Annotated in this window: 13 protein-coding genes; all 13 read right to left on the bottom strand. The window is 60.9% G+C overall.

Going from position 1 to position 14792, the window contains the following annotated elements; all coding sequences use genetic code 11:
• Window positions 1-66: 66 nt before the first annotated feature.
• Window positions 67-3825 (bottom strand): tape measure protein, encoded by a 3759-nt coding sequence (locus tag H4F70_RS06330; RefSeq protein ID WP_182359483.1) that lies wholly within the window; start codon window positions 3823-3825, stop codon window positions 67-69.
• Window positions 3826-4169: 344 nt separating this feature from the next.
• Window positions 4170-4517: a hypothetical protein gene (locus tag H4F70_RS06325; protein ID WP_182359481.1), complete on the bottom strand. Its 348-nt coding sequence runs from the start codon at window positions 4515-4517 to the stop codon at window positions 4170-4172.
• A gap of 98 nt (window positions 4518-4615) precedes the next feature.
• Window positions 4616-5203: a phage tail tube protein gene (locus H4F70_RS06320; protein WP_182359479.1), complete on the bottom strand. Its 588-nt coding sequence runs from the start codon at window positions 5201-5203 to the stop codon at window positions 4616-4618.
• Window positions 5204-6071: 868 nt separating this feature from the next.
• Window positions 6072-6416: a hypothetical protein gene (locus tag H4F70_RS06315; protein ID WP_182359477.1), complete on the bottom strand. Its 345-nt coding sequence runs from the start codon at window positions 6414-6416 to the stop codon at window positions 6072-6074.
• Window positions 6416-6757 carry a hypothetical protein gene (locus H4F70_RS06310; protein WP_182359475.1) on the bottom strand — a complete coding sequence of 114 codons (342 nt, stop codon included), beginning with the start codon at window positions 6755-6757 and terminating at the stop codon, window positions 6416-6418. Before H4F70_RS06310 ends, H4F70_RS06315 begins: the two co-directional genes overlap by 1 nt.
• Window positions 6758-7085: 328 nt before the next feature.
• The gene (locus H4F70_RS06305; protein ID WP_182359473.1) at window positions 7086-7235 is read right to left on the bottom strand and encodes a hypothetical protein; all 150 of its coding nucleotides are present in this window, start codon (window positions 7233-7235) and stop codon (window positions 7086-7088) included.
• Window positions 7236-7293: 58 nt separating this feature from the next.
• Window positions 7294-8514 carry a phage major capsid protein gene (locus tag H4F70_RS06300; RefSeq protein WP_182359471.1) on the bottom strand — a complete coding sequence of 407 codons (1221 nt, stop codon included), beginning with the start codon at window positions 8512-8514 and terminating at the stop codon, window positions 7294-7296.
• 1 nt (window position 8515) lies between these two features.
• Window positions 8516-9136 carry an HK97 family phage prohead protease gene (locus H4F70_RS06295; RefSeq protein WP_182359469.1) on the bottom strand — a complete coding sequence of 207 codons (621 nt, stop codon included), beginning with the start codon at window positions 9134-9136 and terminating at the stop codon, window positions 8516-8518.
• Window positions 9114-10262, bottom strand: a complete 1149-nt coding sequence (locus tag H4F70_RS06290) for a phage portal protein (RefSeq protein WP_235681368.1) — start codon at window positions 10260-10262, stop codon at window positions 9114-9116. The genes H4F70_RS06295 and H4F70_RS06290 overlap by 23 nt, the downstream gene beginning before the upstream one ends.
• A 102-nt stretch (window positions 10263-10364) precedes the next feature.
• Window positions 10365-11825, bottom strand: coding sequence for a terminase (locus H4F70_RS06285; RefSeq protein ID WP_182359467.1), 1461 nt, complete (start codon window positions 11823-11825; stop codon window positions 10365-10367).
• 55 nt (window positions 11826-11880) lie between these two features.
• Window positions 11881-12183, bottom strand: coding sequence for a terminase small subunit (locus tag H4F70_RS06280; protein WP_182359465.1), 303 nt, complete (start codon window positions 12181-12183; stop codon window positions 11881-11883).
• 635 nt (window positions 12184-12818) lie between these two features.
• On the bottom strand, window positions 12819-13001 hold the full coding sequence (locus H4F70_RS06275) for a hypothetical protein (RefSeq protein WP_182359463.1): 183 nt from the start codon (window positions 12999-13001) through the stop codon (window positions 12819-12821).
• Window positions 13002-13528: 527 nt separating this feature from the next.
• Entirely contained in the window at window positions 13529-14665 is a 1137-nt protein-coding gene (locus tag H4F70_RS06270) for a hypothetical protein (RefSeq protein ID WP_182359462.1), read from the bottom strand.
• Window positions 14666-14792 lie beyond the last annotated feature (127 nt).

Below are 14792 nucleotides of genomic sequence, written 5' to 3'. Positions count from 1 at the left end.
GCCCATTAGTCAGGTCCCAAACATGCCGCCGGTGGGCACTCGTCCACCAGACACGTACATCATCCATCAGCCGAACACCCCCCCAGCCCCCACAAGGGCATTCATATCCCGCTCTTGGTTATCCGCGAACTCGTCGTAATCCGTCACATGCACGTCACCATTCACAACCGTGCCGACCACCTGAGGACCGCCCGTAGCCTCATCCTCACTACCGGGCACCACCGGGGCAGGAATACCAAACTGATTCCGCGTATCCGTGGCCACTTGCTCGCCATCGAACACGTCCCCAATGTCCAACACCTCGAACAGTGCATCGAGCACAGCCGCCGCAGGATCAGTCACCCACAACCCGAACCCGTACGGGTCCGCGTCCTGAGTGCCCCCAACGCCGCCGCCAGACGGCATAGTGGGAGTGCTCGACACCGACACGCCAGACGAAGCCGCAGACGGCAACGACGCGCCACTAGACACGCCACCGGCCGGCCAGTTCGTCACGTACACGCGCACCGTGTCCCCGCCCGGATCAGAACCGCCACCAGACGCAGCCGTGACACCCGCACTCGCCCCATCCCCCGTGATACCGGACAGGTCAATCGTGCTGTCACCGTTCGGCATTCCGCCAGGATCACCTTCCAACGGCAGGTGCCACGTCAACGGGAAGTCCGCCGCGCCCTGAGCGCCCACGCCAGCGATCACACCGTTAGCGCCAGCCTCCACGTTCAAGTCGCCCAACGTGCCCGCCATGTGACTATTCGGGCCACCACCGCCCCGGTAGACGCCGATACTGAAATCGTTCGTACCGCCAAGACCCGGAACGAACCCCAACGCCTCGAAATCGGATTCCGTGGTGAAGTGCCGCGCATACGGGTCCTGCCCCGTCAACACCGCGTAGATACCGCTCATGTAACTAGAGCAATCCCACGACGGGTTACCGACCCCCGCGTACTGGTAAGGCTTCCCAGACTCGCCACGCGCCCAATCCTGAGCGTCCACAAGCCCGCCAGTCGCCAACGCTTGACCGTTGATAGCCTGCAACAGCGGCAGATTCGCCCGCGTCGCCTTCTCGTTGACCACGAACTCGCCAGCCGAAACCCGCGCAGTAGGCCACCCCGTATCATCCACCCCAAGGATGGAATCCGACGTGCCCGTACCCGGACCGTACAGCCGGCCATCCGCGCCAACACCCGCAACACCGCCACGCGCCAACGTGCCAATGTGCGGCAGAATCGAAATCGTCTCGCCACGCATCGGAACACCCGGAATGTTCGGAATCTTGAACGTCAACTTATCGGCCATACCGTTCCACCAGCCAATAACCGTGTTGACTACACTCTTGAATCCATCCTTGATTCCGTCCCACATGCCGGATGCCGCCGACGAAATCTTACTCGGAAGACCGGTAACGAACTCAACAATCGCATCCCACTTGCCCAGAATCCAATCCTTGACCTCGCCCACCTTATCCGCGATGGATTGAAACCCATCCTTCAAGTAGCCGAACCCGGTAGACAACTTATCCCAGACCCAATCCCACGCCGCAGAAACCGCGTCCCACACCGCAGACCAAATATCCTGAAACCAAGTCGTCTTAGTCGCAATCAACACGATTGCCGCGACCAAACCGACGATGAGCGCAACAATCCACGTAATCGGGTTGGCCAGGAACGCACTGTTAAGCGCCCACTGTGCCGCCGTCATAACCCCGGTAGCGACCGCGCCCGCAATCATCACAGCCTTAGACGCCACGAACCCGGCAGACTGAGCGACCAACGCCGCGACCGTACGGGCAGACGACGCCACCCACGCAGCCGCAGACTTCGCAGCCTCAACCGTGGCGGACGCGCCCATAGCGATGAACGAGCCCACCGCCTGCGCCTTAGCCCCAATCCACGCCGCTGCAATCACCGCGCCCTGAGCGACAGCCGACGCGCCAGCGGCAACCCATCCGGCAACCACGCGCCACGACGCCGCCACCTGAGCCGCAGCCGAACCGACAGCCTGCGCCCGCAACGTCACCCACGCGGCAACGTTCTTCGCAGCCTCCACCGTTGCAGCCGCACCCTGCGCCACCCACGCGGCCACAGCCTTAGCCGCCGTCACCGTCTGCTGAATGCCGTACGTGACCAACGCCGGCAGTAGCACCGTGCCGATAATGCTCGCCACCGTGATAACCGCCGTCTTGTTCCGGTCCATCCAACCAACCACGTTGGCCAACACATCAACCGTGCCCGCCAGCACATCCTTAGCCGTACCGATACCGTCTTTCAGGTACCCCCACGCCGCAGCCGCCGCATCAATCACAGGGTTGCCATTGTCCCCCAACGACGTGAATGCGCCGATCAACCACGTGACACCATCGGCCACGCCCGAAATGACCGGAGACAGACGCTCCAACACAGGCAGAATCGCCGTGCCCAACGCCTCCATGACCGTATCCTTAGCGCGCGCCCACCTGGCACCAAACGTGTTATCGACTTCCCCGCCAGCCTCGATCAGCCGTTCCATCCACTGCCCGGTACCGTCTTCCAACACGCCCAGAACGTCGTCCACGTCCACGAGACCGTTGGACACCATATCCAGCACGTCGGGAACTTCCTTGCCCAACTTCGTAGCCAACGAATCGAGAATCGGAACGCCGGCCCCCGAAAGTTGATTCAACGATTCACGGGTGACCTTGCCCTCATTCTGCATCTTGGTAAGCGACGCAGAAACCGTATCGAACGCCGACGAATCCCCGCCAGCACCCACAATCGCCTTACCAAGATTCCGCATGATGCCCTCAGACTGAGCACCCTTAACGCCCAGGTAACCGAGAGACTGCGCCATCTCCGTATAAGCGCCCGTATCAATCTTGGAACCACTCGAAATGTTCCCGATACGGTCCATCATGTCCGCCGCATCCTCGGCAGACCCATACAAGCCGCTCAACGACTGCTCAGCCGCCACCGTATCCGACGCCCGCGAAATCGCATCACCGAAAATCGAACCAATAGACTTGATCCCCGCGAACGCGATAGCCGCCGCGCCCGCCTTCTTCCCCAAATCCAACAACGTCGAACCAAACGACTTACCGCCATCATCCGCGCGCCGCATAGCATCCCCGGACTCTTCCGCCCGATCCGCCATCTTCGCCGCAGACGCAGCCGCCTTATCCGACTCAGACGCAAGATTCGCCTCAGCCGCCGCCGTACGATCCGACGCCGTAGCAAGCCCACTCTTAGCCCGCTCCAACGACTGCGTAGCCGCCTCCAACTGAGACGACGACGCCTTACCCGACGCCTGCAAGTCCGAAAGTTTCTCCTCCGCAACGGCCACCTTGCCCGCCGCGTCCTGTTCCTTCCGCTGAGCCTCAGCCAACTTCCGGGCCGCGCTCGCCGCCCCCTCAGACTCCGTAGCCAACTTGCCATGCGCCGTAGACAACTCACGCTGAGCGCTCACCGTCTGAGCCGACGCAGACGAAACCGCCTTGTGCGCCGACTCCAACCGCCCCTCAGCCGCCGACACCTCATCAGCCGACGCCGTACCCGACTTCCGCAGCCCCGCAAGTTCCTTCTCCGCAGCCTGCACTTGCTTAGCCGCGTCCCCCTCAGCCTTGCGCGCATCCGCCAGTTGCTTAGACGCCGCCTGCACATCCCCAACCGCAGACTTGATCCCCGCAGCCGCAGCCTTGCCGGCATCCTGCCCAGCCTTACTGAACTCCTTCTCAATCTCCCCCGACGCGCGCTTAGCGGCAGCGCCGGTACCGTCCACCATTTGCGCAGCGAACCCGCGCATAGACGGCAGAACCGGAATCCAAACGGTACCGTCACTTGCCACCGCAAACACCCCCCGAAACTGTTAGGCCATGAGCGAATCCAAGTACGCCTTGACCTCTTCAACACTGCGCCCGTTGACGTGCCCCATATGCCCCTCGCGCTTCCACGGGGTGGGATTGTATTTCTGAGCCTTAGGACGCCCACCGTTCACACGCGACAACAGCGCCGTATTCTCGCGTAGCCGGTATTCGATCAGGTTCAGTAGGCTATTCGTAGTGCCCCACTGCACCCCATCATTCATTGCCTTGTGTCGTGCCGACCCGTCAGGCAACCATTGGACCAATGCCCGCAACTTTCTGACGCTAATCTCCCCCCGCCAGAAAGCCGCGATAGCATCGAAACCATACTCAGCGATTAGCGCCGCTTCTGTCGCCTCTGGGCACGGTTGGAGGACCGACGCGACAGAGTAGGATTTCCCTTCTCGTCAACGTCGGTAGCGTCCTCCTGCACCTTCTGCAACAGAATGCCGATGAACCCGGACTTGCCGCCCACCTCAATGAACTTGTCGTACTGGTCACCAAGGTAATGCTCTGCCATTTCCATATCGGTCTGCACGTCCGCAAGTCCGTCCTTGAACTCGTCGTCCGCGAACAGCGGGTGCGGGAAACTGAACGTCTCGCCCCCGTAAGTGAACTCGACACGCTCACCGCCGACAGCCTCCGCGCGCTGAGAAACCATTGCGTCCAGATCGTAAGTGCTCATAGCCATATCCTCATTCCGGTAGATCACAGTTGGTAGGTTAGAAACGGGTGCGCACGCGGTGACCTACCAGCACGCGCACACACCCGAGCATCAGGGGATCAGGCCCCGCCGCCGTCAGGGGCAGTCGGAACCTTCCACCCCTCCTTAAACTCGCGCTTGACCGAAATGCCATCCGGCCCCACGAGTGCGGTAATCGTCACGTCGTAGGCAATGATCGTGTCCGACTTGTAAACAATATCGCCACGGTCCGTCACCTCCGCGTACGGAAGAGTGAACCGACGCGCATACACGCCGTCCACCACGTCAATGCCGAACGCCCGAATGTCCTGCGCCGGCGCGTCCCCCTCAGTGAACGAAACAATGTCGCCGTCCACCTCGAAATCCTCAATACCCTTACGGTAGTAGAGGGAAATCGTCTCAAAGTTCGATTCCCAGAGGACCGCCTGAAACTTTTTCACCGAACTCGTAACGCTCGTGCGAATCGGGCTCGACTTCTGCCACGGGGTGAACTCTTCCCGCGACTCGTCCAACGTCTCCGTGATGCCGTCACCGCTGATATAGCCCAACGACTTCCACGGGTCCGCCCACGCACCCATCTTCGTAGGCGCTTCGCTACCCACCTTGCCGACTCGCAGGGCACCGGTAATCCCGAGCCGCGCAGCCTCACTATCAAAATCCGCCATCATTCCCCCTCATTTGGGCACAAAAAATGCGCCCACCTCGTGATGAGGTAGGCGCAACAGTCCAGTTGCTAGTTATGGTCGATAGTGCCAATCCACGATCAGCCCAAAGCGACGCACGTTCGGGTTGTAGTCCGGCCGCTCGTGCGGAGTAGACGCCGTTTCGGCCCGCCCCTCGTCCAAGCGCGCACCGTCCATGTACGCGTCAATCTCGCCCGCCAAGTCGGATGCCGCGCCCAGAGTCTCCGCGAACACGTCTACATCCATCGGGACGGCCCGCAAAAGGCCCCCAGATTGCCACGTACGCGCCTCAACGCGCCCCGGTAGGCCAATCACCCGCACATGCGGCAAATAGTCCTCAAAACGCGCGGGAAGGTCCGTAGACACCGCAACCCCGAACCGGTCACGCAACACCCCGCAGAACACGGCAACCGGGTCTATCACTTACCCGGCTTCCCCTCCGCAGGCTTCCCAACCTGCGCCGGCCGCTCAACCACCGGCACCAGACGCCCATACTTCACCAACTCGCGCGCCTCCACCGGGTCCAACTCCACGATCTTCCCAACGTCACGCCCCTTAGCCGCGAACGCCACCCTGTACTTAGCCATCCATCAACCCCCAGACGCAGCACGCCGCAGCACCCGACGCCGCCGCGTCCCGCTCGTGCCGTACTCTTCCGCCGCATTGTCACTAACCACGTTCACCACCGGCCGGCCATCCGCACGCGTCGCACGCTCCAACGTGATCTGCGCCTTACCGCCCTCAGCGTCATTCAGCGAACGGGCACGCGCCGCGATAGTCGTAGCCCGCCGCAGAATCGCCGCCTGCACCGGGGCAGACCCAACCACAGCCTGCCACTGTTCATCCGTCATCATCACCCGGTCACCACCTGCAACTTAACCTCCGCATGGTGCACGCCGCCCGGACGAATCGGATGCGGCCAACGCCCGATCCCCTCCACCTTCATATCCCCGTGAAACGAACGCACCCGGTCCGTCTCCACAAGATCAATGTCAGTGCCGGGACGGGTCCGCAACACCCACGTGCCCGTGACCATCACCCGGTTCTCATCGTCCGAATCCTGGCCCACCGGTTGCAGCGACACAAGCGCCGGAACGTCCCGAACCTCGCCCGCCTCGTAGTTGTAGCGCACGTTCTCGTACCGGTCCCGCTCTTCCAGCGGACGCACCACCTGAACCCGCGTCGTATAGCCGATCACTAGTGCACCTCCGCCACGTATCGGTCCAACTTTGCCCGCTCATCCGCCATGAACGTGCCGCCCGCGACCATGCCGCCCACCGTGCCGTGAGTCAGCGAAATGCCACCCACCTGTTCACGCGTGTATCCCATCGGTGACGCACCCGCGCGGGCCGCAACCGACAGGACCACCGCCGCAACGTCCGGTGCATCCTCGTAACCATGCTCCAACGTCACCGTGACGGAACGAAACCGGTCCGGGAACACGCCACGCAACAGCCGCAACTCGCCATCCGCCGACCACTCGTAAACGTCCGCGTCCAGCACCGCCCCGCCAACCGTGACGCTCTCCACGTCCGCCACGCGCAACGACGGCAACTGAACCGACCGGCCCCCCGTACCATTCAACGTCAACGTATCCGTACGCAACGGCCACACATGCCAACCGCAATACGACCGCACATCCGCCAACGCAGCATCAAACAGCATCGCCGTACGCGGGTCGTCCTGAGCAAGCGCACCCTGAGCCCACGCCTCTAGCGTCCCCGCGTCAATCATCACCCCGACCGCTTCCCCCGCGCCTTCACCGCAGGCTTAACCGACACAGGCTTAGCCCCATACCGCTGAGCATCCAACTTGGTCAACTGCACAGTGTGAACCATGCCGTTGCGCACCAACTCGTACATTTCCATTAGCCGGCCGCCGCTTCCAGCGCCTCAATCCGCGCCAACATATCCGCCAGGTCAATAGCCTTACCGTCCGCGCCGACAATCTGCGCCTTAGACGCGTACTGCGCATCATGCGCGCCAGACGACACCGCCTGAATCTTCTTCACAATCACTACGAACCCCCAATCCGGGAACGGGGCAGGCACCCGAAAGCACCCGCCCCGCAACCACTTACACCGTCAGAGCGACCTTCACCAGAGCGAGAGGCTGACGGACCGCCAACGCCACACGCTCCTCAACACGGGTCTTGACCATGTTGTTAATGAAGTCGTCACCATCGGTGTTCGTGGTGTCGATCCGCAGACCGCCCTTGCGGTACAGGGTGGACGACTGACGGAAGTTGCCAACCAGAGGCTTACCGCGCTCCACCACCGGGGAAACAACGGTACTCAGGCCCCAGAGGGGAGGCTGAGCGTTGCCCTCGAAATAGCCGCCACCAAAGTAACGCCCGTTCGCGTCACGCGAAAGACGGAACTCCTGGTAATCCAGCGGGTGAATCACGATACCATCCGCCGTCAGGTCGGTCGCATTCTGAATCTTCGTGGTCGCACGGAAGATAGCGTCCGCGTTGTCCTCCGCAGCATCCGCAGTCTCAGACTGCACACCCGAACGGTTCAGCAGACCCAACAGATTAGTGCCGGTGCCGTTGCCGCTAAGCAACTGCTTCTCTTCCTCAACGCCCAACTTGTAGATCAGTCGGTTGTTGATCTCGGAAACGAGGAACGGCAGGTCTTCCAGAGTCTCGTCCGACAGGTGCACCCACGCCGCAATCTTGGTGAGCGCATCCACGACCGGAGTCGGGTCACCCACGTGCACCTGAGGCTTCTTCTTGCCCTCGCCCACGGTCTCGAAATCGCCCTCGAAATCGCCCTCAACAAAATACTTGATAGACGACCCCGAAATGGTACCGGTACCCAACAGGTCCGCGATAACGAGCCGTTCCCGCTTCTCCCGCTGAATGTTGGTATCAACATCCACCAGCCAATCGGCATAGGCACCGTCACCGCCGCCGGTCAACTGAGGATCAGTGGCAGCCTTAGCGCCCGTCCACTCCGGCCCCTGCACAGAGAACCGGCCACCGTCACGGCTGGCGATCCGGTCACCCACCGACTTGATAAAGTGCTCGCCAATGGTCTTGGCGTGAACCTCAGCGTGGCCACCACGGGGCGTGCCCTCGTGCTCCACCTTGCCCATGCTCTTGATCTGCTCGACAATCGCAGCATCCGACTTGGCGCGCGCGATATGCTCGTCAAAGCCCTTGATTTCAGTGTGCAACTCGCCCAGACGCGCGCTCTGCCCCTCGTCCAGGTCCCCCGCGCTCTTCACGCTCTCCACAATGCTCTGCGCCTCAGCCACGGCAGCGGAACGCTTTTCCAGAATAGTCTTAGCCATATCAGTAACCCCCAAGATCGAAACTCGCCACAAACGCCTCAACGCTCTTCACCCGCTGAGCCGCGCCCTCATCCTCCACCGGCACAACAGCATCCCGCTCAGCCCCGGCAGCCTTCACATCACTAATCGACGTAGCCGGATTAGCGCCAATATGCACCACAGAAACCTCATACAACCCAACCGACTTGATCGAGTAATAACGGTTCTCCCAATCCCGCTTACCATCCTTCACCGGCACAACGTCCTCACCATCACGAACGTTGTACATGAACGACATTTCCGCCAGCCGGCCATCCTTAATCAGCCGGTAAACCTGTTCACCCTTAGGTGAATCCAAGTCCAACTTGCAGCGGACCCGCAACCCCGTCTCATCCTCCACCGCCTCACTGACAGAGCCGATGAAATAGTCAGGATCATTGTTCTTGTGCGCGAACAACAGCGGAATAGTCGCACCCTTAGCAGACCACTCTTTCAACGTGTCAGTGAACGCGCCCTTTTCCACCACGTCACCGTACGAATCCCGCACACCAAACACCGACGCGTACGCACTGAACACGCCCGCCTCTTCGCCATCCGCCTTGACCTCAATCCGGCCAACGCTACTTTTCGTCTTGGCTTCCATCCACACCCCCCTCAGGTGTCCCCAGATTCAACGGAACAATCAACGTGTCTCCGCCCTCGATAGACGGCAGATTCATCCGCGCCCTAATCTCATTGCGCGTCATGTACGGACCGCCCGCCGCTTGGTACATCTGCGTAGCCGACTCGTTAAAGTCGCCTTCCAACTTCTCCCGAATGTTGAACTCCACGTACTCGCCATCGCCAGCCCCAAGCATCGGCAACAGAAACGCATTCAACCGCGCTTCCAACTGCGCCAACGTCGGCCCCAACGTGTCCCCATACAACATCTTTCGGAACTCGCGCACATTCGAGTAGTTCGCATTATCCAACTGGCCCAGCATCGTCGGATTCACGTAGTACACGCCGGCCACCGTTTGAAGCGACAATTTCGACGCCTCTACGAACTCTTCCTCTTTCGCAGAGAACCCGACACGCTTCAACTCCATGCCGTCCTCTAGCACCGGAGTACCGCCAGCCTTCGCCCCGTCGCCAGACCACGACGCCGCCCAGCCCCGCTTGAACCGCGCCCGCCCCTCGTTTGACCAACCGGGCGCATCTTTCGGCCGCGAGATATACGAACCGACACGACCACCGCGTTCCCACAACTGACGCCGATACTCCGCAGCCTCCACCTGTTCCAGCAGAGTGCCCTTCAACGCCTCCACCGGAGTAACGCCGCCCGAACGGTCTTCCGGATGCCACCCGTGAAAGTGCAGAATGTTCCCAGCCGGAACCGTCACCGGACGTGTTGCTTTCGGGAACACCACCGAGTACCCGTCCACCGAGTACGCCGTCTTGCCCACAACGCCCGTCACCCACCGGGGCGGAACGTTCCGCACCTCCCAGCCGGTCGGACTATCCACCACGCGGACCACCATCAGGTACGCGTCGTCATACAGGCTCAGGTCGTGCACCAAGTCCCGGATCAACTCGTATCCGGTCTGTTCCGGATTCGGCCGGCCCAGAATGCGCGCCACCACGCCATCGCGCACCCGCTCGCGCCCACCACCGGAATCATGCCGGTAGCAATGCAAACCAAGTTGCGCCACGTTCCGCGCAAGAAACCCGGTAACCATCCGCAAATACGGTTGTTCCCGCCACAACTGTTCCGGCGTCTGCCCCGCCATCGTCCAACGGATTTGATCTAGAATCGGCTCAATCGTAGTAGACTCAGGGGGAATCACAGTCGGCTTAAAACCGAACCACGAAGCAATGCCCATAAACACCCCCTACAAAATCATCAATTCCGCGTCCTCATCGTCATACACCGACGTTTGCGCAGCCTCACGCGGACGACTAAACGCCCACAACGAACCAACAGCACCAATCACCGGAGACACATCAACCGGAGACTTAGCGCGATCAAACACCCACGAATCCCCCAACGGCTTGATACGCCCCGACTCCGCGCCAGCATCCAAAACCGGCTGTCCAAGGTGCAAAAAATCCGCCTCTCGCACAGCGTCATAAAACGACCCGTGCGCCCCCGTAAGGTCCGAACCGCCCCACTCCAACACTTCCCACAAGGCTTCACCGTCCACGCCCGTAGACGCCTCTTTCAGCGCCGGAATCAACGACGACGCAGGCGCACCACGAGCCTGAACAATCACACGCCCGAACAGTGCCGCACGCTCCACGAGCCACGGAACAACCCACGCCGTGCCCGCACGCTCCGCCACCACCTCGATCAACGGCTTACCAAGAGTGGACTCACCACAGGCAACGAGGTACGTCATAGACCGGTCATGCGAGACTTCCACCGTTACGTCTAGCCGGGCTCCCTCCACATGGCTAACCGCAACGTTCGCCGGCACCGCGCATCCATCCCACGCACCCTCCGGGAACACGGAAGGATCAAGCGACTTCACCCGCTGACACAACACCTCAGTGCGGTAAACGTCCTCAGGGTCCGTCTCACAGTCCGCCGCCAACGTCGCCTCAGTCATGCCCGAATAGCCGAGAGACGGGTTAGCCTGAGCCCACGCGTCCCGATCCCACACGTCGCAATCCGGCCCCCCAGACCACTCGAATAGGCCCGTCTGAGTGTCCGCCGTAATACCAGTCTCGATAGCCTGCGTAGCCCGCGCCTGTAGATCGTTCAACACCACGGACGACGCATCCCCCGCATTCGACATAGCCACAATCTGGCCACGCGAAATAGCGTTCGTCGTCTTAGTCACCGCAGACCACGACGAATAATCCTTATGCTCGCGCAACTCGTCCATGAACACCAACTCGATAGACGCACCACGCCCACCGCCACCAGTCGCCGCACGAACCAGGTACTCGCCCCCGTAATACTCCCGCGCCGGATTATTCGCCAGACGAAAATACTTGTTACCGTTCGTGTTCGATTCCTTGGCGATCCCCGCGCCCAACTCAGGCACCGAACGAGCAAGCGACAACGTTTGCTCCCACGTCTTCTCAGCCGTCGCCAAATCATGCGCCGTACCAAGCACACCTTCCGCACGGTCCGCGAACAACCGCCACAACGCCCAGACCTTAAACAGCGTCGTCTTACCATTCTGACGGGCCACAAGCACAATCACGCGCCGGAACCTGAACGTGCCATCCTCGTTCAGTTCCAACGCATGAACAACCAACCACTTTTGCCACGGAAACAACACCACACCAAGCACACGCTCGGAAAACTCGATCAACTCGAAACCAAGCGACGTTTCCGGCGTCAACTCCCGCCTAGGCGGCGTAAACAACCGTGGCTCAGTAACCCCCCAAAGCGACCCGTCAGCCTGTCGCCCTCCGCGCACGTATTCCACTCAACGCCCCCTCGACCTTCTCCGTCAGGTCCAGCGACGCGCGCCCATCCGGAGTAGCACCCAACGCCCTAAGCGCATTCAACAAGTGCGGCCCCAAATACAGCGCCTTAGTCACATCCGTGCCCGACACATCCCCCAAATCAGCCGCAGCCAACACCGCATCAATCTGAACCGCATAACCACGCGCCAACGCCACCGCCGCAGCATCCGCCGGCTTGATCCAATCCATAGCCGCCAGCGAATCATCCAACGCCGCCTCAAGAACACCCATTCATCCACCCAATCCGTATATCCATGCAACCATTCATGCATCACACTGTATATTATGCGCGCGATGGGTACCCCAAACCGGGGGGAGAGCCCTCGCCCCCTCGCGAAAAAGGCCGCTGACCTGCATGTTTGTGATTTTCATGCCCCCGGGGTGTGCATGTTCATGCATCCACTCGTGCATGGCCATCCATTCTCATGCATGGTTTCATGCGCCCCATTCGCGTGTGGGTTAGTAGAGTCGGTGCCAGCCGAATACGCCTGTTGGTGCTGGTGTTCCCTCTTCTGCCTCTACGACTCGGATGCCCCGGTGTGCGTAGGTGACGCCGTGGTGCCCGTTGAATCTCTGTAGTGGGTACTCTGTGTTTCCGTCGTGCAGTGTGCGGGTAGTGAGTCCGAATCTTTGTCGTCCGCCGAACTCTTCGCGCTCTGTGTTGGTTCGTACTTCCGTGTTGTCGGGTGCGAGCCATACTGTGGTGTGTCCCTTGTTGGGGAACCGCACAATGGTCGCGCTTACTGGTTCAGGTAGGGGTGGAAGAATGATTTCGCATTCGTGTCCTGCTACGAGGTTGCCTAGTTCTCCTACCATGTCGGAGAGTCGTCCGATGGTTTCGCGCAGGTCTGTGGTGTCTGTGTTGTTCATCGGCTCATCCGTTCCGCGACGTATTCGCGTAGTGCCGGGTTGTGTTCGGCTTTGGTTTTCAGGTCCAGCATGGTTGCCGTGAAGTCTTGTAGTGCCGTGTTGTATTCGGTGGTCAACCATTCCACGAGGGATCGTTGTTCGATGGCGGTGTCTACTTGTTGGCGTGTCTCATTGTTCAAGTGGTCCGCCTTTGGTGAAGTCTGCGAACGAGAGTGCTCGTTTCTGTTTCTCGATCACTTGTTCGTGGTAGCGGATGATGCGTCGTGTTTGGGTGTTCCACCAGTGCACCGGCACCCACATGCTTCCCCTGCGGTCTCTCGCCGCCCGCCATGCGGCCATCTGCGACTCTTCAACCACATGCCAGTGTTTGCCGCAGTAGCATTCCCAGATTGTTCCCGGAATGTACCGGTCTCGCCCGACCACTGAGCGGGGGTCACGGATGCTTGGCGGTATGCACTGGTGTACCCGCCCCGGTTGGTAGATGATTGTCATGCTGCACCCGACCAATCGCAGGAAAGTCCCGCCTGCCTATCCCCGGACTCGTACACGCACAACACTGTGCGCCCGTCTGGAAGGTCCACCGTGTGCGCTGACGTGTTCATGTTCCGCGTGTAGGTCATGTTTCCTTCCTGGTCGCATCCGGCCAGCAGTAGAATGCCGGCCGCGAGCGCCACGATTGCCGCTACTTTCTTCAACGGTTTGTCTCCTATACGATGGACATATCGTTCACTTGCCCCCCGCAAGTCGTATACACAATCCCCCCCGGTTGGCTTACCGCCCCGGTTAGATCACGGAAGTAGTTACTTCCCTGGTCGTAGGTTGGTGAACAGATACGCCAGCGTTTGCCGGCCCGCTGCACCTCGTGTTCGTGAAAGTGCCCGTGCGCCAGGACGTGCGCCCCGCCAGGGTTGTGTTCGTAGAATGCTTGCCCGCTCCACCAGTTCATCGCTTGGTTGCGCCGCCACTGGTGACCGTGCGCAATCGTGAACACGGTGTCCCCTACCGGGACGGTCATGTACCCCTGGTCTGTGACCGGCACGCGTACTTGCACGTGCCCGTACGCAGGTTCGTTGAGTGCGAGCCCTTCCCGTACTGCGATGGCCGCTTCCGTGGCGTGCCCGTCGTCGGGGCGGGTTGTCTGGTAGCGCTGAACCTCGTCGTGGTTGCCGTTCACCACGTCCACCAGTACCGTGTCCGCGCCCTCTTCTACGAACGCGTCAATGGTCCGGTACAGCAGTGCCCGGAATACGCGGGTCTGTTCTGTGATCGTCAGTTCGGTGCGCCACATGTTCCGCCCGGACTGCGATTGGTTCCCCTCGATACAGTCGCCGGCGAACACCAGGTGCACCGTGCCGTACGGTTCGTGTGCCCTGAGCCGCCGCAGACGTTCCACTGCGACGCCTACTGACTCCACGTACCGGTCTACGGTTCCCGTGGTGCCTTCGTTGTCGCTCTTGCCCAACTGTAGGTCTGAGGCTTGGAACGTGAATGCCGCGCCCGTGTCCGCGTTCATGCGGGGCGAAATGGTGCGCGTCTTGATCGTGTCCAGTAAACCCGTGAGGCTTTCCGATACGGGCATGAGTTTGTACCGGTACGTGGTGTATCGTGTTTCGCCCGCGTCGTCCCGCCGGTAGATTGCCGGTGCGCCCGCGAACCGCCACCGTTCCGGGTCATGCCCCAGTGACCGCAGTAGCGCGTCCTCTGTGTCCGCGTCGTGTGTGTGGTCAAGCCTTGTGGTGCGTGCCTGTCCCGCAAGTTCCGTGTCTGCGTCCAGTGTGCGCGCGGGTGTGTGTTCCGCTTCCGGCGCGCCAGGCTCTTGCAGTATTTCTGCCAACGCGCCCATGTGCATCACTCCTTACACGCGCACCGTTCCCGCGTGTGATCCTTGAACGCCGTTAGACCGGCTTCTAGTCCGGCCGTTCGGCAATACCTGTACGCCCGTGCCATACTCATTCCCCCTGTGAGTACGG

Source organism: Tomitella gaofuii (assembly GCF_014126825.1).
Taxonomy (GTDB): Bacteria; Actinomycetota; Actinomycetes; order Mycobacteriales; family Mycobacteriaceae; genus Tomitella; species Tomitella gaofuii.
This window is presented reverse-complemented; position numbering and strand designations above follow the sequence as displayed.

Coding starts and splice junctions, on each gene's coding strand:
- H4F70_RS06325 (WP_182359481.1), bottom strand. CDS start 4,517: ATGAGCACTTACGATCTGGACGCAATGGTTTCTCAGCGCGCGGAGGCT.
- H4F70_RS06320 (WP_182359479.1), bottom strand. CDS start 5,203: ATGATGGCGGATTTTGATAGTGAGGCTGCGCGGCTCGGGATTACCGGT.
- H4F70_RS06300 (WP_182359471.1), bottom strand. CDS start 8,514: ATGGCTAAGACTATTCTGGAAAAGCGTTCCGCTGCCGTGGCTGAGGCG.
- H4F70_RS06295 (WP_182359469.1), bottom strand. CDS start 9,136: ATGGAAGCCAAGACGAAAAGTAGCGTTGGCCGGATTGAGGTCAAGGCG.
- H4F70_RS06290 (WP_235681368.1), bottom strand. CDS start 10,262: ATGGCGGGGCAGACGCCGGAACAGTTGTGGCGGGAACAACCGTATTTG.
- H4F70_RS06280 (WP_182359465.1), bottom strand. CDS start 12,183: ATGGGTGTTCTTGAGGCGGCGTTGGATGATTCGCTGGCGGCTATGGAT.
- H4F70_RS06270 (WP_182359462.1), bottom strand. CDS start 14,665: ATGGGCGCGTTGGCAGAAATACTGCAAGAGCCTGGCGCGCCGGAAGCG.